16 protein-coding genes are annotated in these 21845 nt (G+C 49.5%); 9 read left to right on the top strand and 7 right to left on the bottom strand.

Annotated elements, in window-relative coordinates:
* Positions 1 to 2 precede the first annotated feature (2 nt).
* The 3 genes from EXU85_RS05420 to EXU85_RS05430 all read left to right on the top strand — a co-directional run bounded on the left by EXU85_RS05420 (position 3) and on the right by EXU85_RS05430 (position 2764).
* On the top strand, positions 3 to 752 hold the full coding sequence (locus EXU85_RS05420) for a LytTR family DNA-binding domain-containing protein (RefSeq protein WP_142771092.1): 750 nt from the start codon (positions 3 to 5) through the stop codon (positions 750 to 752).
* A gap of 60 nt (positions 753 to 812) precedes the next feature.
* Complete coding sequence (locus EXU85_RS05425) at positions 813 to 1652, top strand: ThuA domain-containing protein (protein WP_142771093.1); 840 nt, start codon at positions 813 to 815, stop codon at positions 1650 to 1652.
* A 176-nt stretch (positions 1653 to 1828) separates the two neighbouring features.
* Positions 1829 to 2764, top strand: a complete 936-nt coding sequence (locus EXU85_RS05430) for a sugar phosphate isomerase/epimerase (RefSeq protein WP_142771094.1) — start codon at positions 1829 to 1831, stop codon at positions 2762 to 2764.
* Between the two features lie 129 nt (positions 2765 to 2893).
* Here the strand turns inward: EXU85_RS05430 and EXU85_RS05435 are convergent, their stop codons facing one another.
* Entirely contained in the window at positions 2894 to 3421 is a 528-nt protein-coding gene (locus EXU85_RS05435; RefSeq protein WP_142771095.1) for an ABC transporter permease, read from the bottom strand.
* Positions 3422 to 3833: 412 nt separating this feature from the next.
* Here EXU85_RS05435 and EXU85_RS05440 point away from each other — a divergent pair, with 412 nt between their 5' ends.
* Complete coding sequence (locus tag EXU85_RS05440; protein ID WP_246859437.1) at positions 3834 to 7304, top strand: ThuA domain-containing protein; 3471 nt, start codon at positions 3834 to 3836, stop codon at positions 7302 to 7304.
* 284 nt (positions 7305 to 7588) lie between these two features.
* On the opposite strand, the gene EXU85_RS05445 is transcribed toward EXU85_RS05440, so the two are convergent.
* The 4 genes from EXU85_RS05445 to EXU85_RS05460 form a co-directional block, all read right to left on the bottom strand.
* A complete protein-coding gene (locus EXU85_RS05445) occupies positions 7589 to 9022 on the bottom strand; it encodes an alpha/beta fold hydrolase (protein ID WP_142771097.1) in 1434 nt (477 codons plus the stop codon).
* Positions 9023 to 9093: 71 nt separating this feature from the next.
* Positions 9094 to 9936 (bottom strand): helix-turn-helix domain-containing protein, encoded by an 843-nt coding sequence (locus EXU85_RS05450; RefSeq protein WP_246859438.1) that lies wholly within the window; start codon positions 9934 to 9936, stop codon positions 9094 to 9096.
* Between the two features lie 197 nt (positions 9937 to 10133).
* Positions 10134 to 11876, bottom strand: a complete 1743-nt coding sequence (locus tag EXU85_RS05455) for a serine hydrolase (protein ID WP_168207745.1) — start codon at positions 11874 to 11876, stop codon at positions 10134 to 10136.
* Between the two features lie 212 nt (positions 11877 to 12088).
* Entirely contained in the window at positions 12089 to 13120 is a 1032-nt protein-coding gene (locus tag EXU85_RS05460; protein ID WP_142771099.1) for a right-handed parallel beta-helix repeat-containing protein, read from the bottom strand.
* 109 nt (positions 13121 to 13229) lie between these two features.
* Here EXU85_RS05460 and EXU85_RS05465 point away from each other — a divergent pair, with 109 nt between their 5' ends.
* From EXU85_RS05465 to EXU85_RS05475, 3 genes are all read left to right on the top strand, one after another.
* Entirely contained in the window at positions 13230 to 14498 is a 1269-nt protein-coding gene (locus EXU85_RS05465; protein WP_142771100.1) for a hypothetical protein, read from the top strand.
* A gap of 223 nt (positions 14499 to 14721) precedes the next feature.
* Positions 14722 to 16068 (top strand): Gfo/Idh/MocA family protein, encoded by a 1347-nt coding sequence (locus EXU85_RS05470; protein WP_142771101.1) that lies wholly within the window; start codon positions 14722 to 14724, stop codon positions 16066 to 16068.
* A gap of 244 nt (positions 16069 to 16312) precedes the next feature.
* Positions 16313 to 17221, top strand: coding sequence for a Nif3-like dinuclear metal center hexameric protein (locus EXU85_RS05475; RefSeq protein ID WP_142771102.1), 909 nt, complete (start codon positions 16313 to 16315; stop codon positions 17219 to 17221).
* 73 nt (positions 17222 to 17294) lie between these two features.
* On the opposite strand, the gene EXU85_RS05480 is transcribed toward EXU85_RS05475, so the two are convergent.
* Positions 17295 to 18836 (bottom strand): YifB family Mg chelatase-like AAA ATPase, encoded by a 1542-nt coding sequence (locus EXU85_RS05480; protein WP_142771103.1) that lies wholly within the window; start codon positions 18834 to 18836, stop codon positions 17295 to 17297.
* A 76-nt stretch (positions 18837 to 18912) separates the two neighbouring features.
* Positions 18913 to 19818 (bottom strand): 16S rRNA (cytosine(1402)-N(4))-methyltransferase RsmH, encoded by a 906-nt coding sequence (gene rsmH, locus EXU85_RS05485; RefSeq protein ID WP_142771104.1) that lies wholly within the window; start codon positions 19816 to 19818, stop codon positions 18913 to 18915.
* A gap of 90 nt (positions 19819 to 19908) precedes the next feature.
* Here rsmH and EXU85_RS05490 point away from each other — a divergent pair, with 90 nt between their 5' ends.
* A complete protein-coding gene (locus EXU85_RS05490; protein ID WP_210422443.1) occupies positions 19909 to 21168 on the top strand; it encodes a TlpA disulfide reductase family protein in 1260 nt (419 codons plus the stop codon).
* A gap of 195 nt (positions 21169 to 21363) precedes the next feature.
* Positions 21364 to 21834 (top strand): MarR family winged helix-turn-helix transcriptional regulator, encoded by a 471-nt coding sequence (locus EXU85_RS05495; RefSeq protein WP_142771105.1) that lies wholly within the window; start codon positions 21364 to 21366, stop codon positions 21832 to 21834.
* Positions 21835 to 21845: the final 11 nt, after the last annotated feature.

Raw genomic sequence — 21845 nt, forward strand, 5'->3', positions numbered from 1 at the left:
CTATGGCCCCAATACGTTGTCTGCTCGTTGATGATGAACCACCTGCATTGGCTGTCATTGAGTCGCACATCAACATGATCGATGGTCTGGAAATCGTGAGCAAATGTCACAACGCCATTCAGGCGTTTGGCGTGTTGCAAACCACACCCGTTGACCTGATGTTTCTGGACATTAAAATGCCAAAACTGCTGGGTACCGATTTCGTTCGTAGTCTTCGCCAGCCACCCAAAATCATTTTTACGACTGCCTACCGCGATTATGCCCTGGACGGTTTCGACCTGGATGTGGTCGACTATTTACTCAAGCCTATTTCGTTCGAGCGATTCCTGCGGGCAGTTTCCAAGGTAATGCGGGTTGAAACGAGTTTACTCAACGTTGGGCAAACCGAAGCCTTGCCTGTTCATTCTATTGAGAAACAAACGGTAGCGCCGTCGGAGAATACGTTTCTGTACTTTCGGGCCGATCGCAAAATGGTAAAGGTATTTATCCGCGATATTCTATACGTAGAGAGCCTGAAAGATTACGTCAAAATTATCACGACCTCGGCTAAGCCCTTGGTGGTCAAACAGAGTATTAGTTCACTGGAAGATATGCTTCCCGAAGCTGGTTTTCTACGCATTCACCGCTCGTTTGTTGTGGCCGTAGATAAGATAACGGCCTACACACCTACTCAGGTCGATGTGGCTGGACAGGAGTTGCCCATTGGGCGGTTGTACCATAAAGAAGTGGGACGGGTGTTGAAGATGGAATAGAGTGCGGTAGTATGTCCTTTCGTTTTCTAGCTTTAGCAAGCAGGATTTACTAGCCATCCAATGTCTCTACTCAATAAAAGAACGATCCAACTACTTGTCGTTTTCCTGCTTTGTATGGCAGGCACGCTTCACGCGCAAACGAAGAAGCCAAAATTCAAAGTCATTGCCTTTTACACCGCTCAGAACGATAAAGCGCATATTAGCTACGTGCATGAGGCTAACCGGTGGTTTCCGAAGGCGGCTGCAAAATACAATTTCAGTTATGATTCAACCGATAACTGGAATAACCTGAACACCGAATTCCTGTCGAATTATCAGGTCGTACTGTTTTTCGATACCCGGCCCGAGGAGCCTGCCCAACGGGAAGCCTTCGAAAAGTACATGAAAAATGGGGGCGGGTGGATGGGTTTTCACTTCGCCGGATTTGCCCTGACACCTTCCAAATACCCACAAAACTGGGATTGGTATCACAACGAGTTTATAGGTGCGGGTTCCTACAAAAGCAATACCTGGCGGCCTACATCGGCTATACTGCGCGTTGAAGATCGGAAACACCCTGCCACGAAGCACTTGCCCAAAACCTTCAAAACGGCTCCGAATGAATGGTACCGCTGGACGAATGATTTAACAAAGAATCCAGATATTGACATTCTCATGGCCATCGACTCAGCCAGCTTTCCACTGGGTACGGGCCCCAAACCGCATGAGATCTGGCATAGCGGTTATTACCCAGTTGTCTGGACAAACAGGAAATACAATATGATCTATTCGAACATGGGCCACAATGACATTGATTATGAGAACAAAACGAACAAAGAATTGTCGTTTACTTTCTCAAATGAAACGCAGAATAAATTTCTGATCGACGCTCTTTTGTGGTTAGGAAGCGGCAAAAAATAACTTACCTATACAACCACAGTGTTGTTAAGTTCTGAGTGCGTTTACCCCCCAGCCCCCTGAAGGGGGAGAATGTCCACTTAGTAGTACTCCCCCTTCAGGGGGCTGGGGGGTAAACGCAACCCTTAAAAAGCACTTAATTGGCTAGTCAGCAAACGTAACTCCCTATCTACAACCTTATGAAACACATTTCGCGCCGTAATTTTCTGCAATCGTCGGCCATTCTGGCTGGTAGTTCAATCGTAAATCCACATTTCCCGGCATCACAAACAGCCCAAAAGCCATTGCGATTGGGAGGGCCAATTTTTCTGAAAAGTCAGGACCCCGACGAGCTGGCGCGTGAGCATCGGCGGTTGCAATACAGCTCAGCTTATGTTCCTGCGGTTGAGTTGAAAGACACCACGAAGATTGAGGCCATCCAGAAAGCGTTTGCGGGGCAGAATGTGATTCTGGCCGAAGTTGGGGCCTGGGTCAATATGCTGGATCAGGATGCTGAAAAACGCCGTAAAAATCTGGAGTACGTTACTGAAAGGCTGGCCTTAGCCGAAGCCGTTGGAGCAAGAACCTGTGTCAATATTGCGGGCTCTTATAACCCTACTCGCTGGGATGGACCCGATGCCCGTGACCTGACGAAAGACTATTTTGATGCGACGGTCGAGAATTGCCGAAAGGTAATTGATGCCGTAAAACCCAAACGGGCCAAATTCGCGCTCGAAATGATGGGCTGGAGTTTGCCCGACGGTCCAGACTCGTATCTGAAATTTATCAAAGCCATTGATCGGCCGGCCTTTGGGGCTCACGTCGATATGGCGAACATCATCAATAGTCCGGCGCGGTACTACAACAACACAGCCTTAATGAACGAAACCTTTCAGAAATTGGGGCGTTGGATTGTGTCGGTCCATGCGAAAGATATTGCTCCGAAAGATGGCCATTTTATGGAGACCATGCCGGGACGAGGAAGCCTGGATTACGTTACCTACATCCGAAACGTGACGTCCTTACCGCAGGAAGTGCCCCTATTACTGGAACATCTGCGCACAGCAGATGAGTACGACGAAGCCCGGCAATTCGTGATCAGTCAGGCAGTGAAGGCACAGGTTGAATTGGCGTAAATAAGGTTTATTAACCACAGAGTGGTACGCCATTGCGACACGGAGAATACAGAGTTTTTAATTTATTTTATACTCTGTGTTCTCCGTGTCGCAATGGCGCACCACTCTGTGTTCATAAAAATCGTGATCTTATAAATCCGGGATGTCTTTAATCCGAACTTTCATAACCGGGCGTTCGCCCTTGGGGACAATGGCAATAAACGTATTGCTTACTGTTTCGCCATTTCGGAGCATAAAACCGGCCTGCACATTGGTGGTGCTGGTTACCTCTTTCCCTTCCGAATTTTTTATCCGTTGCTGATAAGGCACCGTGAACGGTCGGGCTACGACTGTACCGCTTTTTGAGGTCAATCGTTTTCCGGTGGCATTCAGGCAATCGAATACCGCCAGTTGATTGGGTTCATCGCCACTTAAAAAGGTTGGTTTCGGAAACATCAATTTGGTGCAGTTGCTCCGGTTGGTGGCGTAAATCGCAACTTCGTAACGCATGAAGTTCTCCCCGCTAATTTCCATTTGACGTTCATTGCGGATCTCGAAACCATAGTCAATGCCATTCAATTGAGCGGGTTTCCCAGCCTCGACATCATAGGCTTGCTGGGCAAAAATAGGAGAGGAGAGGGTTGTTAAGAACAGGGAATAACGTAAAAATCGATTCATTGAAATAAGGACTAGGTTAAAGTTGTACACTACGGATTATGTATGCTTATCAAGCTGAAAGCCCCAAAAATAACTATCATTTGAGATATTTTCACGTTCTGCCTCATTGCCTTACGCATCCTGACTCAGGCTTTATCAAACGGTCAACTACCTGGAAATGGCCAACCAGCGCAGTTCAGTGGTCTCACTAAAAAATGAGTGGTTTAGGTAACTCCCGCACGCACCTGATCGGGTAGTTTATTCGCGGTTAGAACTTATTAAGCAACTGCGCAAATTGACGATCGAAAATCAATTTTCGTACTCCTAAACAGCCTTCAACTTTTCGTTACTTATGATTTGGTTACCAACCTCTACTAGGCATGTTCGTCACTTGCTGGGAGTCGCCGGGGCTACTATAGCCCTATACGCGTGTATGAACACCCAGAAAAATGCTACTCATACCGGAATGACGACCACTGTATCTGAGTCAGTTATCGGCACTGCCCCCGCACCAACTGCTCCGAAGCGTGCCAATCCCCCCCGGATTCTGGTTTTTTCAAAGACAAAAGGCTGGAAACATACCTCCATTCCGTTTGGTATTGCCGCCTTCCAGAAACTCGGACGAGAGAATAATTTCAGGGTTGATACCACCAAAAATGCGGCTTATTTTAACGACGATAGCCTCCGGAATTACCAGGCCGTCGTCTGGCTTAGTACCACAGGGAACGTATTGAACCAGGTCCAACAGGCTGCTTTTGAGCGGTACATTCAGGCCGGTGGCGGCTATCTGGGTATTCACGCGGCTGCCGATACCGAATATGACTGGCCCTGGTACAACAAACTCGCGGGTGGCTATTTTGCCAGTCACCCCAGTCAATCCAATGTTCGTAAAGCAACGGTTGACGTAACGGACAAGAACCACTCGTCGACCAGCATGCTGCCCGATCATTGGGAGCGAACCGATGAATGGTACAACTACCGTTCACTCTATTCCGACTTGCACGTATTGGCCAGTCTGGACGAGAGTACCTACGAAGGGGGGATTAATGGAAGCAATCACCCCATTGCCTGGTATCACGAATTCGATGGCGGGCGAGCGTATTATACCGGCGGAGGGCACGAAGATTCCAGTTTCAGTGAGCCGCTGTTTGTACAACACCTGCTGGGCGCGCTGAACTGGGTGATGGGAACTGGTAAGGCGCTGGACTACAGTAAAGCACATGCCGTGGTAATGCCCGAAGAAAACCGTTTTGTGAAAACCGTATTGGTCAATGACCTGAACGAGCCAATGGAACTGGCCGTTGCCGACGATGGTCGGGTATTCTTCACCGAGCGGAGCGGCAATTTGTGGGTGTATAACAACCGAACAAATACCTACAAAGTAATCCATCGGTTTGCGGTAACTACCAAGCAGGGCTTTGGTGTACAGGGCATTACGCTCGATCCGAAGTTTTCGACAAATCACTGGCTGTATGTGTATTACTCGCCCAATACCGACAAAGACCCGACTTACCATCTGTCGCGCTTTGTGGTCAAGGCCGATAATTCGCTCGATCTGACTTCCGAAAAAGTACTGCTCAAACTACCGGGCGAATTTGAAGCCAGCGCTCACCACGGCGGGTCGCTGGCCTGGGATAAAGAAGGCAATCTGTTCCTCTCGACGGGCGACAATACCAACCCCTTCCCATCGAATGGCTACTCACCCATTGATGAGCGCCCTGATCATCTGACACTCGATGCGCAACGTACAGCGGCCAATACCAACGATCTGCGCGGTAAAGTCTTACGAATTCACCCCCAGGCCGACGGAACATACACCATTCCCGACGGCAACTTATTCCCGAAAGGCACGGCTCAAACACGGCCAGAGATTTACACGATGGGTTTGCGCAACCCGTATAGGATTGCCGTAAATCCTAAATCATCGGTATTGTACTGGGGCGAAATTGGCCCGGATGCCGGGAAGGATAGTACGATTGGGCCAAGAGGATATGATGAGTTCAATCAGGCCAAAAAACCGGGTAATTATGGCTGGCCATTGTTTATCGGCAACAGTCAGCCATACCCAAAGCTTGACTTTGCAACCAATGCACTCGGACCCAAATTTGACCCGAAAGCACCAGTCAATAACTCGGTCAACAATACGGGCCTGAAGAACCTGCCTCCCACTAATTCGGCGATGATCTGGTATCCATACGCGGCCTCTAAAGAGTTTCCCGAATTGGCGCAGGGTGGACGTAGTGCCATGGCGGGTGCGTTTTATACCTACGACAAGAATTCGTCCTCCAAAACAAAATTCCCGGAATACTACGATGGTGCCTTGTTCGTCTTCGACTGGATGCGCAACTGGGTGCTGGCCGTTCGGGTCGATAAGGACGATAACTATAGTCGGAATGAGCCATTTATGGCTGCAAACGGCGATTTTCGGCGACCTATCGATCTGGCTTTCAGTAAAGATGGCGTCATGTATATGCTGGAATACGGCTCGGTCTATGGAGCCGATAACGACGATGCCCGTTTAGTGAAAATTGAATACAATACTGGCAATCGTCCACCAACGGTTAAGGCCAATGTGGTTGATTCGGTGGCGATGGCGATCCATAACTCACGCTCGTATCTAACCTCCGATGGACAAAATGCGCCTGTGCAGCACGAAGCTGCCGGGCCCGCTCCGCTGCGTGTGAAATTCAGTGGGCGCGGTACTGATCTTGACGATGACGATGCCATTACCTATGAATGGCTATTTGATGGTAAAACGGTTGGCGCCCAGCGCCCGATGGCGACCTACACATACACGCAGCCTGGTGTATATAATGCCATTCTGAGAGCAACGGATCAGAAAGGTTTAGTCGGTACAGATACGATCGTGGTGAAGGTTGGTAATGCCAAACCGGAAGTTGTCATTGAGACGCCTGATAACAAATCGTTTTTCTGGGAAAATAAGCCGTTTACGTACACGGTAAACGTGACGGACAAAGAAGATGGGAAAGTTGATCCCAAGCGGATCAAGGTGTATTCCGAATACAGCGCTCAACCCCGAACTGCCTCACCTGCGGTGGTGCAACAAGGGCATCAGGACCTGGCCTCTATCGGAAACGGGTCGATTGGAAAGATGCTCATGGCAAGCAGCGACTGTAAAGCCTGTCATACGATTGATAAACCATCTGTTGGGCCAACGTTTCTGGCCGTGGCCGACCGCTATAAAGGGCAGGCCGGAAGTGTGGACAAGCTGGCGAAAAAGATCATCGAAGGCGGGGGCGGCAACTGGAGCAAAGACCACCTCATGAGTGCGCACCCACAGATTCCGCCACAGGACGCGCAGGAAATGGTGAAGTACATTTTCTCGCTGACCGACGCCCGTAAGCAGAAAGTGGCACCGTTGCAGGGTAGCCTCGCACTAAACGAGCATAAACCAGAAGATACCCGAGGTCAGTATACACTCATGGCTTCCTATACCGATAAAGGCGCATCCACGCCGGGCGGAAAGGTTGTAGGACCACTTACGAGTAGCGAAGTAGTTACGCTGCGAAGTGCGAACGTGAAAACGATAAACGCCGATGCGTATGTGGGCTTCCCAAGGTTTGGAAATCGCTTAAATGCGGGTAGTCACAAAGCGTATGTCCTCCTGAAAGGGATTGACATGACCACCATCAAATCGCTGACGTACGATTATTCGTCGCTCAATAAAGATGGCGATATTGAAGTTCGGCTGGATTCGTACGCCGGTCCCGTCGTTAGTCGAGCACCCTACAAAGCTACCGGCGACTGGAAAACCACGAATAAGGTGACGGGCACCTTCGATAAGGCGTTCACGGGGAAACATGATGTGTATGTGATCGTGATGAAGCGCGACAAACCCAACGATAACATCATTCAGTTGAACAGCATCCAGTTTAATCAATAGGAGCGTCATTAATGCAATGAGCCGTGCTACAGTTGTAACTGTGGCACGGCTCATTGCATTAATGACGCTTTTAATATTCAATAATCTCCAACCGCCATTCAGTGAGATTTTTTTGTATTTTATTTTCTATACAAACAGCTGACGTTTTCGCTTGGCTACGCCGAGCGAGGACTATCTCTTCAAGGGCCTCTGGCCCGTTTTTAATATAGACTTTGCTATTCTCCGGCCAGAGGCCGTTAAAGAAATAGTCCTCACTCGGCGTAGCCAAGCGAAAACACTACAAGCTAATAAGCAATAATCTCTTTCTTCGTAGACTCTAGTTTCCGATACGGATTATTGAGGAACGATTGCATGAAGCGGGTCATATCTTCTCCGCCAACCATATGTGCTTTATTGGTAAACAGCAGTCGTTGACTGTTAGGCATGTAGTGGTGAATCCGATCGATATAAATTGGCCGACAGGCGTTGTCCATTTCGCCATCTGCTAACAAGGCCGGTTTGCTGGAGTAGAAAGGCTGTTTGGTTTCCGGTTTTATGGGTGGCACCTTCCAGCAATCACATAATTCTTTATAGACATCATTAATGTGATAGCCCTTCAAATAGGGGTATGTTTCATAGAGTTGCTGAAGTACTTTTTCGCTGTGATAGGCAGTTTGGTCAGCGCAGTACACCGAGATTCGCATGCCTGACGGGGCAGTGTTGTGTTCGAAAATAGCATCCAGCGTTTGTTTGATGTAGCTATAATGATTCCCCTTGATCATGTCGGTAATTACGTAGGGGATGTGCTTCATTTGCGTGTTAACGAGGATGCCCAATAACTCGCGTCGGGTGTATTGAATTCGTAGCGTGTCGGTAGTGCCTTTTTCCAGATAGGGAGTGGTAAATATTTTGCCATTAATGGAAGAGAAATAGCGCTGGAATTTCTCTTGTAGGTTGCCGTAAACCGCTTTGTTTGTTGAGTCTTTTTCAACGTGATTGAACAGGATGTTCAGCGATTCGTTGAAGTTGGCGGGTTCATCTTCGTCAATGGGAACGAACGTCGGGAGGGGCGAATCCAGCACTAACGATCTGATCCGGGTAGGGTCTTTCTGAAGAACGGCTAGCATAAGCCCCCCACTGTACGACCCTCCTAACAGATTAACCGAATCAACCCGTAAAGTGGCCAATAGGTCGTGAATGTCCGCTACTGTTTCGTCGGTATTGTAGCCGGACAGGTCAATTCCCTTTGCTTCCAGGGCTTTTTTGTAGCGCTTGACCCCCACAACCGCCATGCTGTCTTTATTCAGATTTTTGCGGTACGACTCTCTAATAGCATCATCCAGTTCTTCGCTCCACAGGTTGGGGACGGCATAATGAGTACCTCTTTGTTCGAACGCAATGCAATCCCGGTCCTTGATGAGAGGGCTTCCAGAAGCTCCCCTTGCCCAACCTAGCGAACTGCCACCCGGTCCGCCCGCCGTGAACAAAAGTGGATCTTTCTTCTTGTTGGGATTTTTGCTTTCTACCAGAATAAAGGGAAGCTTTATCGTTTTTCCATTCTTCTTTTTCCTGTTTTCGGGCACGATCAAATAAGCGCAACGCGTGTGGAAACTGCTGTCTATCTGAACTGGACAGGCACAGGGCTCAAGGGTACGAACAACGCCCGGCTGGCCCTGGGCATAAACTACGGAGAGCAGGAAAATCAAAAGTAAGTAGGTTCGTGTCGAAGCTGTATTCATACTGATTATGAACTAATTTTCGGCAAAACTAAAGCGGGGCTAAGCTGAATTTTAGTAAAAACTGGACATCTTCAGCCAACGCTTTCGATTAATTTCTTTCCAGTGAATCGGATAACGTCTTTATAAAAATGGCTCATATCGTAATAGCCATAGTCATAGGGTGAGAAGAGTTTTTTATTAGTGACGTAGGCCGATAAGGCCGCTCTGGCCCGAACCGTCGAGAAGTATTGTTTTGGTGTGGTGCCAATCACTCTCGTAAAATAGCGGTATATCGTTTTGTTGGTCGTATACAGCTCGTTTGCCAGTTGGCTGCTCGTAAAGTCAGGATTGTTAGCACTGTAGATGCCAATGGCTTTCTGTACGACATCGATATAATAAGCGCTGGCATTCTTCTTTTTGTATTGGCTTAAGAAGAAATTCTGGAGCAACTCGACACGCTCGCCAAAATCAGGCAGATGCTTTAACCGCTGAATCAGGGTTGCAGGCAAAACGTTCTCTAATTTCACCACCTGATCAGAAAATTGAGCCTGATTTATACCTAAGATCGCTTCCAGTCCGCCCGGAAAAAACTTGATGGTGAGAATGTGGTCCGTTGGTAAATTATGCCGCTCAACGATGTTGTTTCGTAAAATGAGCACGTCCGTACTCTGTTGAATCTGGTATTGGGTTGTACCAACAGATAGCTGATAGGGTTGCCCTAAATTTATGTAGCAGGTGGGTGTCCAACTCGGAAACATCTTGATGGCAAACCGATTATCGCCCGCATATTGATAAGTTTCCTCTGCCGATGATTCTGAGAAAAACTCAATATACTCAGCCAGTTCAGGACAGGGCGTCGCGAATTGATAGAGTTTTCGAATATTATCGAAAATCTCCGTCATCCGATGCTGACATCCGTTTACTGGCTTCTCCATTGACGCATTAGTCTTTTTATAAAACGGCATGACGTGGTGTCGGTTTCTCAAAACCGACACAGCGAGGTTTCTTAAAACCTTGTCAAGAACTACGGATGAGGTTTTAAGAAACCTCGCTGTGTCAGATGTAAGCATCTGACACCACAAGAATGGCTCGTTTGTTCCAATTGTTGTAGACGGTTGAACCTGCCAAACCGCTACTTCTCCACTACGTCATAGTCTGTGACTAAGCCATCGGAAGTCAGGTGGACGATCACGTAATGGGGCGTGTTATTAGTCGTGATTTTGTAGTTCAAAATCTGATCCACCTTGCCCGCGTGCCGTTCAATACCACGCCCTTTCACATCCTCAGTGCTGATAAATGTCATGGATTTGAGGTCAGAGAGTACACCGGCACCCTGCATGAAGTCCTTTCGGGCACCCGGCGTAATGCCCGGCGCTTCTTCCACCGCTTTACCCCCTTTGGCCAGTGCCATCAACGCAACTTCGATTTTTTTTGTACGCGCGGGGTCGGGATCTGGTGCCGATTTTGGCGCGTTGAAGAGTGGCCCAATACGTGGTATTTTTCGTTCTTCTGTGCCATTTTTCCACACTAATTCGGTCACCTCACCCCTGGCGTTAGGGCTGAATGTGACGTACGCATCCCGATCCGCTGAGACAAAACGCGTTGCTGTTTCGGGCACGAATTCTTCATCATCAAACCCATCGGTCAGCGTAAACAGCCGATCTTTGGTGGCTATAAAGGTGATCATCCGGTTGTTGTAAAGTTCGTAGCGTCCTTCATAAGCCGTGAGGGTTTTTGCCGTGACAGGAACCGCTATGCGTTTGGCGGGCGACGATGACTTATAACCCGCCCAATGGTATTGCCTGGCAACTTCATCTACAATATGCCCCATCATCCGGGAGTTGTCGTTGGCATTGATCATGATCGCTACACCCTGACCTGTTTCAGCGCCAGCCGTGAGCAAGGCATCGAACCCTTCATCCCGCCCGTTGTGTCCGAAACGCATCGTTGGGCCGTCTCCCTCCAGAAAAATGCCCAAGCCATCCTTGTCCTTTTGGTCGGTCAGCATCTGCTGGGTCATTTCCTTCGACAATACAGACCCGGCTTTCCCCGCGAACGCATTTTGAATGCCCATGGCAAATCGGGCCAGATCGGAAGATGTTGTCCACAGTCCGGCGGCTGCCATTTCGGGGTAAATATGCCAGCGTCCTTTTACGAGACTCCGGTCGCCGTAATGGCCCGTCGCCGTGAGTTTGGCTTTATCGGCCGGAAGAGGTTGCTGGTAGGTGCTCTCGTTCATGTTCATCGGCCCCAATACCGTTTCCTGCATAAACTCTGGGAAGGGTTTGCCTGTCACGTCGAGCATGAGTTGCTGCATGACTGTGTAGCCACCACCCGAATAACGCCAGCGGGTACCCGGTACAAAATCCGCCCGAACCGCAGGTGTGTTGGCAGGAGGGGAGCCATCGAGAATCTGTACCACTGATGGAATGGGTTTGCCTACCTCGTAACCAGGGAAACCGTGTACGGTTAGCCCCGTTGTGTGGCTGAGTAATCCCCGCAGGGTCACTTTCTTATCCTTCGTGAGTTCATTCTCCGGGACTTTCCAGGTCTTTAATTTGACGTTTACATCCTCATCGAGCGCCAACTTGCCTTTTTCGGTCAGGTACAAAGCCCCGGCAGCCGCCACCGACTTACTAATGGAACCGGCCTGAAACAGGGTAGATGCTGTGATGGGTGTAGTACTGTTCTTGTCAATGGTGCCGTACCCTTTCGCTTTCACGATCTTGCCGTCCTGGATGATGGCGATGGACAGACCGGGTACGTGCCGTTTTTGCATTTGCTTCTTAATGAACTCATCGAGATCGTCGGCACGGCTTTCGGAAGCTAGGGACAACAGCGAAAGGACAACGAGGGACTGGAGTAATTGACGCATAGGCATGACAGTGAGGGGAATAGTCAACCTAAAGATGCGTAAAAAACGGCTTTCGTTGCCTGATAAGGTTTTTTCGACAGGATTAACAGGATAAAACAGGATTATAAAGCCTAAAATCCTGTTTTGTCCTGTTAATCCTGTCAGAAAAAAACACTCCTGCCGAATCGAATTAAAAATGGCCTGTACCGTTTCGTAGCAGGTTAGGTAAAGGCTTACTGTTTTCGGGTTTTAAAAATGCCCGCTTTCAGATCGTAGCCCGCCGATTGGGGCAGTAGATTCAGGTAATCTGGTGGCAACCCATTGGTTTTTACCTCGCTCAACAGAATCGTGCCCGTTTTTTTGACTCCCTGTTCGATCTGGTTCGTTTCATTGGCCTCAATAGCGCCTTTGGAACCGTAAAAGCCCATGTAATGCGCATTCCCCGCGATGACCGAATTGCTGAACGTGTACTTAGGCGTTGTATCCGGGGCCCTGAGCCAGACGTATTCGCAATTGGTAACAATGTTGTTGCGAAACAGGAAGTCGGATTCGTACGGACCGAACCACACCGCAGCTTCGTAAGACCCGGAAATAATCGAGTTGGTCAGCGCGAAATCGGTAATCGACTTGAAAAGCAGGAGCGCATTCTTACACCCATAAAAAATAGTGTGATCAACATGGGTTCCGCCACCGTGCGCCCAGATCGCACCCTGAATAGGCGAAGAATTCTTCTCACCGATGAAATAACACTGACTTACGCTGAGCCCCTGTAAGGTTTCATCTTCCCGCGTGATGGGGTAATAATAACGTACGGCAGGATTGGCATTTCCGACAAACTTGAGCCCCTTAAAACTCACGTTGTTTTTGGCAACCAGAAACCCGATTGTATGCGCAAACTGCTTAGTGGAATTGTCGGCCGACACCGATTGGATAACAGGCATTTTCGTAGGTTGCCAATCGAGATCGTCGGGCATCGTAACGGCTTCCAGACTATACCGGACTGTGTCTGCCGATGAACTACGGGTTTTGATTTCCAGCACCTGCCGAAGCACGTACAGACCGGGGTAGATTTTAATCGTTACGGACTCTGTTCCTGTAAAATCGCGGGCCAGGGCTACGGCTTTGTCTAAACTGGCAACTGGATCAGTAGCGGTGCCGTTGGCTTCATCTTTACCTCGTGTGGCATCGACATACAGGGTTTGGGCGCTTGTGGGCAGAAGGAAACTTACCCATAAACTAATGCTTAAAAAGAGTAACTTGCTCATGTTGTTTATCTGAATTTAACGATTCGTTCATAAACCTACCATCACCGCTTACTAGCCTGCAAGTCAAGTGCCTGTCAAGATTTTTCAAGTTTTATCATATTGATTTACAATGGTTTCCGATTCGACCGATTTGCTCCGATGCAAACAGCTTATTGAACGAAAACTCGACTGGGGAGCGAGTGAATCCTGGACAAGTGTCGATTTTGAGAACCTTCAGCAACGGATTCTGGACGAGACCGGCGTTTCATTGAGCGCCAGTACGCTACGGCGAATCTGGGGACGGGTCGACTACCAGCATTTGCCCAGCACTACGACCCTGAATACACTGGCTCAATTTGCGGGTTATGCCGATTGGCGAACATTTCTTAAGGCGCAGTTGGTGGCCGATTTGCCGCCAGAATCTGTTGAACATCTGCCTGTAAAACCAGCCAAATCAGCCATCAATTGGGTAACGCTTAGCTGGATGGCGGGCCTTGTTGTCGTAATTGGCCTGATCGGCCTTGTTGCGTTCGACCAAAAGTCAGCCCAACTGGATGTAAGCCAATACAGGTTTAGCAGCAAACCGCTAGTTCGAGGCCTTCCCAACTCGGTTATTTTTACCTATGATGCGTCGGCGTCGCCTACCGATTCGGTGTCTATTCAACAATCGTGGAACCCGCGCTTACGAACGTTGGTGGATAAAGACGGCAAAACGTACACATCCATTTATTATGAACCGGGGTATTATCGGGCGAAGTTGCTTGTTGGTAAGCAGATCGTTCAGGAGCATCCTCTACTGATTCCGACCGATGGCTGGCTTGGTACGATTGCCACGAAACCCGTGCCCGTTTATCTGAAACGGTCCGAGTTTATCGAATCGGGTAGGATGCAGTTGCCTGTTGCAACAATCCAGCAGAAAAACGTGGCTTTACAGCCTGAAGTCCCGCTGGTGAAATACTTCAATGTCGGTAATTTCGACCCCGTTCCCCTGACCGATTTCGCGTTTAGCTGTGAGGTGAAAAACGAGTATGGCGAGGGTGCCGCTGCCTGCCAGCAAACCTGGATCGAACTGATCACGGACGATATGCCCATTACAATACCCCTTTCAACCAAGGGTTGTGTATCGGAACTGACACTGCTCGATGGTACGCGGATGGTTTCGGGTAAAAAGACCGATTTATCCAGGCTTGGGGTTGATTTTGCAAAATGGGTACACGTATCCTGCAAAAGTGACGGGCAACAACTCCACTATTACGTTAACGGTGAATTGGCCTACGAAGCGGCTCTTCCCAAAAAGAAGGTATCTATCGTAGGAATTGCCTACGGTTTTCGGGGTACGGGGGCTGTGAGGAGGGTTAATCTGCAAGCGAGTGGTAAAGAGGTGTTTCATGCTTTTTGATAAGGAAACTGCTTTTTTGTCATTCCGACCTTAGGAGGAATCTTAAGCTTGACTAATACAGAAGCTTGAGATTCCTCCTAAGGTCGGAATGACAAAAAAAGATCCCAATAGTCTCTACAAGTGGGAAGCTGAAAACAGAAAAGGCCCAGGCAAAACCAAAGAAATAAGGGCTCGCGGCCTTTTAATTACGTTCCCTAAATCCTGACGCTCAAGACCTTTTCAGATGAATAAATCACGTCGACAATTTCTCCAGAATTCAACCCAGTTAGCCGCCAGTGCGGGCTTGACTACGTTGCTCCCAAACGAAGTTATGGTGGCTTCACAACCTCGTTTGTTTTCCGCTGCCGATACCGTATCGGTTGGCTTGATTGGCTGTAACAGTATGGGCTGGGCCGATCTGACGTCAATGCTCAAGAATCCGGGCGTACGTTGTATCGCCTTGTGCGATGTAGATCAAAACGTGCTCAACAAACGCGCGGCCGATCTGGCAAAACTGCCTTCGGTGATGGCGTCGGGGCAGAAAGCGACGCTCTATTCTGATTTTCGCAAGCTACTGGAGAATAAAGATATCGATGCCGTAATCGTCGGAACACCCGATCACTGGCACTGTTTACCTACGGTATATGCCTGTCAGGCGGGGAAAGATGTGTACGTCGAAAAGCCATTGGCCAATAGCATTGAAGAGTGCGATTTAATGATAGCAGCCGCCCGCAAGCACAAGCGAATTACACAGGTAGGCCAATGGCAGCGGAGCGGCTTGCATTGGAAAGCCGCCCTCGATTATGTGCAGTCGGGCAAGATTGGCACCATTCGAACCGTGAAAACTTGGGCTTATATGCCCTATGGCAAAACGTTTCCGGTGGTTGCTAACAGCCCCGTTCCCGAAGGCGTCGACTACGATATGTGGCTCGGTCCCGCGCCGAAACGGCCCTTCAATCGGAATCGATTCCACGGTACATTTCGGTATTTCTGGGATTACGCCGGTGGTCTGATGACCGACTGGGGCGCCCATATGGTTGATATTGGCTTATGGGGCATGAAGGTATCCACGCCCAAGTCGGTGATGTCGATGGGTGGTCGATTTGCTTACCCGGATCAGGATGGTGAAACCCCCGATACCATGCAAGTGCTCTACGACTATGGGAATTTCACCCTGTCATGGGATCACGCCATTGGTATTGGTCGCGGCCCCTACGACCGCGATCATGGCGTGGCGTTTATTGGTACCCAGGGCACCGTGGTCATTGATCGGAGCAAGTGGGAAGTACTGCCCGAAGTTGAAGGCGGAAAATACCTGACGCCCGCCATGCCAACGCAATACGGCGATGGCAAAGACCTCGACCGACATACGCTGAATTTCGTTGAATGTATCCGAAGTCGCCAGCAAACGAACTGCCCCGTTGAGGTAGGGCGAAACGTAGCGGTGAATGCTCAATTGGGGAATATGGCGCATCGATTGGGCCAAAAGTTATATTGGGACGATGCCAAAAGCACGGTCACCAGCGATTCGAAAGCCAATGAGTTGGTGAAAGCGCATTACCGTAAGCCGTGGAGCTTGCCAGTAGTTTGAGAAATTGTACCCACGGGCTTATTGATTTGCATTAAATAACCGCCTACATAAAACTTGTCCTTTTTGGGCTTTCAAAACCCCCAACCCCCTGAAGGGGGCTTAGTTCGCTGGGGAGAAAAGCCCCCTTCAGGGGGTTGGGGGTTTTGAAGACTAGCCAAACGGCGGTTAATTTCTTCAAATCAATTAGCCCGTATTTTTACGAATCATTCACGGGCTAAAGCCCGTGGGTACATAAATACAGAACATGCAAAACACTTCAGGAAGACGAAAATTTGTTGTGAACCTCACCAAAGCGGTAGGTACGACTATGCTCATCAATACCCCTGGCCTGATTCAGGCTGAGCAACTCTGGGCGAATCAGGAGTCGATTACGGTTGGCCAGGTGATGGATATGATCCTTAAAACGATCCCGAATGCGCCCTTCCCCAAAACGGTCGATACGTTGAAATCGGGCAATGCCTCGCAGAACGTGACGGGCATCGTGTCGACGATGTTTGCGACCATCGAGGTGATCGAAAAAACGATTGGTGCGGGGGCGAACTTCATCATTGCCCACGAGCCAACGTTTTACAACCATTTGGATGAGACCGATTGGCTACAAAATGACCCCGTCTTTCGCCACAAGCAGGAGTTGCTAACTAAAAATGGCATTGCCCTTTGGCGGTTTCACGACTACTGGCATTCGCACCGCCCCGACGGCATTCAGACCGGTATGTTAACGGCTTTAGGTTGGGAGAAATATGCCGATGCGCAGGACGCTCATATCATTACCTTACCCGCTACCCCGCTGAAGCAACTCATCACTCATGTAAAAGGGAAACTGGGTATCAAACAGGTGCGGGTCGTTGGCGATGTGACGCAACGTTGTCAGCGCGTTCTGCTCATGCCGGGTGCTGCGGGCGGTCGAAGCCAGATAGCGGCCATCGAAAAAGTAAAACCAGATGTGATTTTCTGTGGAGAATCCAGCGAATGGGAAACGCCGGAATATGTTCGGGATGCCCGACGGCAGGGGCAGAACGTATCGCTTGTTATCATGGGCCACATCATGAGTGAAGCCGCCGGTATGGAATGGCTCGTACCCTGGCTGAAGCCGAAACTGCCGGGATTGAAAATTACGTATATTCCGTCGGAGAATGCGTTTACGTATGAGTGAAAAGTTTGTTGACAGGGTTAACAGGATTTTTCTCACCTATGCTCCTGTTAATCCTGTCAAAAAATACACATTGTCAGCCCGCCCAATTCTCCCGATCCAGACTTCGGTATTGAATGGCTTCGGCGAGGTGTTCAATCTTGATTTCGTCGGAGCCTGCTAGGTCGGCAATCGTGCGGGACACTTTCAGGATACGGTCGTACGCACGGGCAGAGAGTCCCAATCGTTCCATCGCTGTCCGGAGTAAGGCTCGACCCGCATCGCTGATCACGCACACCTCTTTCACCATCTGCGAAGGCATCATGGCGTTGCTGTAAATACCCTCCTGGCCTACGAAGCGTGTGGTTTGTCGTTCACGCGCCTTGATGACTCGCTCGCGGATCACCTCGCTGGGCTCGGCCGGTCGGTTGCCCGTCATCTGATCGAAGGAAACAGGAGTAACTTCAACGTGCAGATCAATCCGGTCGAGGAGTGGGCCGCTGATTTTGGCCAGGTATTTCTGAACGACACCTGCGCCACAGACGCACTCTTTTTCGGGGTGATTGTAGTAGCCGCAGGGACAGGGGTTCATGCTGGCAATGAGCATAAAACTGGCAGGGAACTCAACGGCCCATTTCGCCCGTGAGATACTCACTTTTCGATCTTCGAGCGGCTGGCGCATAACCTCCAGCGCGGAGCGTTTAAACTCGGGTAATTCGTCTAAGAATAACACCCCGTTGTGCGCTAATGAGATCTCGCCCGGTTGCGGGAAACTACCTCCACCAACTAATGCGGCATCTGAAATCGTGTGATGGGGACTTCGGTACGGTCGGGTTGCAATCAGGGTAGCGCGGGCTCCGAGCTTACCGGCTACCGAATGGATCTTGGTTGTCTCCAGTGCTTCCTGTAAAGATAAGGGCGGCAAAATAGTTGGCAATCGTTTGGCTAACATGGTTTTACCTGCCCCCGGTGGCCCAATCATAATCACATTATGGCCACCCGCAGCCGCAATTTCCATCGCCCGCTTAATATTCTCCTGACCCTGCACATGCGAGAAATCGACTTCGTAGGCGTTAATCTGGCTCATGAACAGGTCGCGGGTATCGCTAACCAATGGTTCGATGTCTTTCTTGCCTTCGAAAAACTCGATGGCATCCTGCATGGTTTTTACGCCAATAACATCCAGATTATTGACAATAGCCGCTTCCTGAGCGTTTTCGACAGGGAGGACAAAACCCTTATATCCTTGTTTACGCGCTTCGATGGCAATGGGTAATACGCCTTTGATTGGCCGCAGTGTACCATCGAGAGCCAGCTCACCCATAATGACGTACTCTTCCAGACTACGGGTAGTTGTGATTTGTTCGGAGGCTTGCAGAACGCAAAGCCCAATTGGCAGATCGTAGGCGGACCCTTCTTTCCGAATGTCGGCAGGAGCGAGGTTAACCACCACTTTCTGGCGGGGCATTCGGTAACCGAAGAACTTCAATGAGGCTTCAACGCGCTGCTCGCTTTCTTTTACGGCACTGTCGGGCAGGCCGACCAAATGAAAATGCAGACCCTGAGCAACAACGACTTCAATGGTGATCAAACTGGCATTAACACCATAAACGGCTCCACCAAAAGTTTTGGCTAACATAAGCGTAAATAAGTAAACGAATCCGGGTAATGGGTTTCAAAACTACTGAGTCGGTAGCCAATAAAAAAATGCCTGCTTAAATCTTCTCGGCAATGCGCAGTTTGGCACTTCGGGCGCGGGGGTTTCGGGCAATTTCCTCGGGCGTGGCTTCAACAGGTTTGCGGGTTAAGGATTGCAACGGTTTGAGGTCGTTCCCAAACAAATCCTTCTCGACTTCACCCTGAAATTTACCCTTATTAATGAAATTCTTCACCAACCGATCTTCGAGTGAGTGATACGACATAACGACCAGTCGTCCGCCTGGTTTCAGAATGTCTGGCACCTGTTCTAAAAACTCTTCCAGCGCCTGTAATTCTTCGTTTACCTCAATCCGCAGGGCCTGAAATACCTGCGCGAAGTACTTGTTCTCTTTGCCACGTGGTGCATACCGTTGCAGCGCTGCCTTTAGGTCGTTCACCGTTTTAAGTGGCCGATTCGAACGGGCGGATACAAGGGCGGCTGCAGCCGTTCGGGCGTTGGTAATCTCACCATACATGCCCAGAATTCGATGCAGCTCCGGTTCCGAATACTCATTGACAACCTGCCGGGCGGTGCGGTCGGCGTTTTGGTTCATACGCATGTCGAGGTCGGCGTCGAAGCGGGTCGAAAATCCTCGCTCGGGCGTGTCGATCTGGTGCGACGAAATGCCCAGATCGGCCAGAATACCATCCACTTGCTCCGCTTTATAGAGTCGCAGATAGCGTTTGATATTCCGAAAATTCGAGGCAACAAATGTTAATCGGGGATCGCCAATGGCCTGGGCGTTGGCGCGGGCATCGGCATCCTGGTCGAAGCCGAATAATTTTCCGCCTTCCAACTGGTTAAGAATTTCGCGACTATGCCCTCCGCCACCAAACGTAATATCAACGTAAGTGCCGCCGGGTTGCAAATTCAGCCCATCAATGCAGGCTTGTAATAAAACAGGTTCGTGGTATTGAGTCATTTAGAAACTAACCTTCTTTAGTAGTCGTTAATTTGGGCATTGATGCACTGCTATCATGTACAACCTGAATTCAGTCTTAATCATAAAAAAATGAAGAACCTTCTTCCTCTTGTTGTCAGTACGCTCTTATCGATGCCTGTTGTTTGTTCCGGTCAATCGCCGGTTCCGTTTAAGCCTGGCCAATACCGGGCTGTTCTGAAAACCCGCGGGGGCGACTTACCGTTCGGGCTGGATATTAAGCCAGCAGCGAATAGCCCCAGGACCTACACCGTGTTTGCGCTCAATGGCAACGAACGACTTCCGATGGACCCCGCCACCATTGAGGGCGACTCGTTACGGATACCGATGGCCCTGTTTGAATCGGAATTAGTTGCAAAGATAGACGGTAATACGCTCCGGGGTGTATATCGTAGACGGCGAGTTGCTTTGCCGCCCCAAACGTTGCCCTTTGAAGCCCAATATGGTGTAAGTTATCGCTTTACACCTAAAGAAGAAGCTGCTACTTCGGCAACGACCAACCTAACCGGCAAATGGGCCACTGATTTTGGTAGCAAAACTGGCAAAGTCGATACGGTCAACGCGGTGGGGGTATTTGATCAGAAAGGTAGCCGCCTGAGTGGTACGTTCCTGACGCCCACCGGCGATTATCGCTATCTGTCGGGAAGTGTTATTGGCGACAGCCTGTTTTTATCCTGTTTCGATGGCTCGCACGTCTATTTATTTAAAGCCAAACATGACCCGGCTACCAAAACCCTCAAAGGTGGTTTATGGGCTGGTATTGCCGGTTACGAAGCCTGGGTAGCTCACTTCGATCCGAAGGCTGAATTGCCTGATCCGGCTAAGCTTACCTATCTGAAACCGGGTTCAAAAACGCTCAATGCCTCATTTCCTGAACCAAACGGAAACATTGTTTCCCTATCCGATGCCCGTTTCAAAAACAAAGTGACCATTGTGCAGATCATGGGTTCCTGGTGCCCGAACTGCATGGACGAGACTAATTTCATGAGTCCGTGGTATAAAAAGAACAAGAGTCGGGGCGTAGAACTCGTCGGCTTGTCGTTCGAGCGGTCGCCGGAAATGAGCATCTCGGGGCCAAAAATCGAGCGGATGAAACAACGCTTCAAGATTGATTACCCAGTCGTGCTGGCTGGAACGAACGACAAAGCACAGGCCTCCAAAGCATTACCCGATCTAAATGCGGTTGTCGCTTTCCCCACCACTATTTTCATCGACAAAAAAGGACAGGTGCGCCACATTCACACGGGTTTCTCCGGCCCCGGCACCGGTAAATACTACGACCAATACATAGAAGAATTCAACCGGCTGGTGGATAAGCTGGTGGCGGAGTAAGTCAGAACCGGGATTTTTATGATTTTATTGACTGACTATGATTTTATTAGTCCATTCGACCTTGCCGAAATACAAAATCACAGTCGGTCAGTGAAATCACAAAAATCCCGGTTCAGATAATTGGTATGCACGCATACTATTTTTTGTGAAAAAGTGGTAGATTTACGTCCTGATGAGAACAGGACGACATCGATCATGAAAAAGGAGAAAACGGTTGATTTTCACATAAAATGGGGTTGGCATGCCATTTCGCGCATGTATAACGCCTATGCAGCCCGCTTCGACATCACGATGGCGATCGGCTATGTGCTGCTTAATATTGATCTGGAAGAAGGAACCCCGGCCACCAAAATTGGGCCGCTACTGGGAATGGAGCCCCGTTCGTTGGTCAGAATGCTGAAAAATCTGGAAGAGCGCGGCCTGATTCGGCGGGAAGTTGACGGGAACGACAAGCGCTTTGTTCGGATCTACCTGACCGAAGAAGGACGTGCCAAACGCGAGATGGCCCGCGATGGCGTTATTCAATTCAACAACATGATTCGGGAGCGAATTCCGCTCGATAAACTGGTTGTCTTTCTGGACGTAATGAAAGAGATAAACCGGATGGTTGAAGAAGAAAACGCCCGCATCAAAGCCACTGAACCAGAAGAGCTGCCACTAGATTAATTCAAATAAAT

The sequence above is a fragment of the Spirosoma sp. KCTC 42546 genome (genome assembly GCF_006965485.1).
Lineage (GTDB): Bacteria > Bacteroidota > Bacteroidia > Cytophagales > Spirosomataceae > Spirosoma.

Excerpts from the sequence above, each read along its gene's own strand:
- EXU85_RS05455 (WP_168207745.1), bottom strand. The coding sequence starts at position 11,876 with ATGCGTCAATTACTCCAGTCCCTCGTTGTCCTTTCGCTGTTGTCCCTA.
- EXU85_RS05475 (WP_142771102.1), top strand. The coding sequence starts at position 16,313 with ATGCAAAACACTTCAGGAAGACGAAAATTTGTTGTGAACCTCACCAAA.
- EXU85_RS05470 (WP_142771101.1), top strand. The coding sequence starts at position 14,722 with ATGAATAAATCACGTCGACAATTTCTCCAGAATTCAACCCAGTTAGCC.
- rsmH (WP_142771104.1), bottom strand. The coding sequence starts at position 19,818 with ATGACTCAATACCACGAACCTGTTTTATTACAAGCCTGCATTGATGGG.
- EXU85_RS05490 (WP_210422443.1), top strand. The coding sequence starts at position 19,909 with ATGAAGAACCTTCTTCCTCTTGTTGTCAGTACGCTCTTATCGATGCCT.
- EXU85_RS05440 (WP_246859437.1), top strand. The coding sequence starts at position 3,834 with ATGAACACCCAGAAAAATGCTACTCATACCGGAATGACGACCACTGTA.
- EXU85_RS05435 (WP_142771095.1), bottom strand. The coding sequence starts at position 3,421 with ATGAATCGATTTTTACGTTATTCCCTGTTCTTAACAACCCTCTCCTCT.
- EXU85_RS05465 (WP_142771100.1), top strand. The coding sequence starts at position 13,230 with ATGGTTTCCGATTCGACCGATTTGCTCCGATGCAAACAGCTTATTGAA.
- EXU85_RS05425 (WP_142771093.1), top strand. The coding sequence starts at position 813 with ATGTCTCTACTCAATAAAAGAACGATCCAACTACTTGTCGTTTTCCTG.
- EXU85_RS05445 (WP_142771097.1), bottom strand. The coding sequence starts at position 9,022 with ATGAATACAGCTTCGACACGAACCTACTTACTTTTGATTTTCCTGCTC.
- EXU85_RS05430 (WP_142771094.1), top strand. The coding sequence starts at position 1,829 with ATGAAACACATTTCGCGCCGTAATTTTCTGCAATCGTCGGCCATTCTG.
- EXU85_RS05480 (WP_142771103.1), bottom strand. The coding sequence starts at position 18,836 with ATGTTAGCCAAAACTTTTGGTGGAGCCGTTTATGGTGTTAATGCCAGT.
- EXU85_RS05450 (WP_246859438.1), bottom strand. The coding sequence starts at position 9,936 with ATGGAGAAGCCAGTAAACGGATGTCAGCATCGGATGACGGAGATTTTC.
- EXU85_RS05420 (WP_142771092.1), top strand. The coding sequence starts at position 3 with ATGGCCCCAATACGTTGTCTGCTCGTTGATGATGAACCACCTGCATTG.
- EXU85_RS05460 (WP_142771099.1), bottom strand. The coding sequence starts at position 13,120 with ATGAGCAAGTTACTCTTTTTAAGCATTAGTTTATGGGTAAGTTTCCTT.
- EXU85_RS05495 (WP_142771105.1), top strand. The coding sequence starts at position 21,364 with ATGAAAAAGGAGAAAACGGTTGATTTTCACATAAAATGGGGTTGGCAT.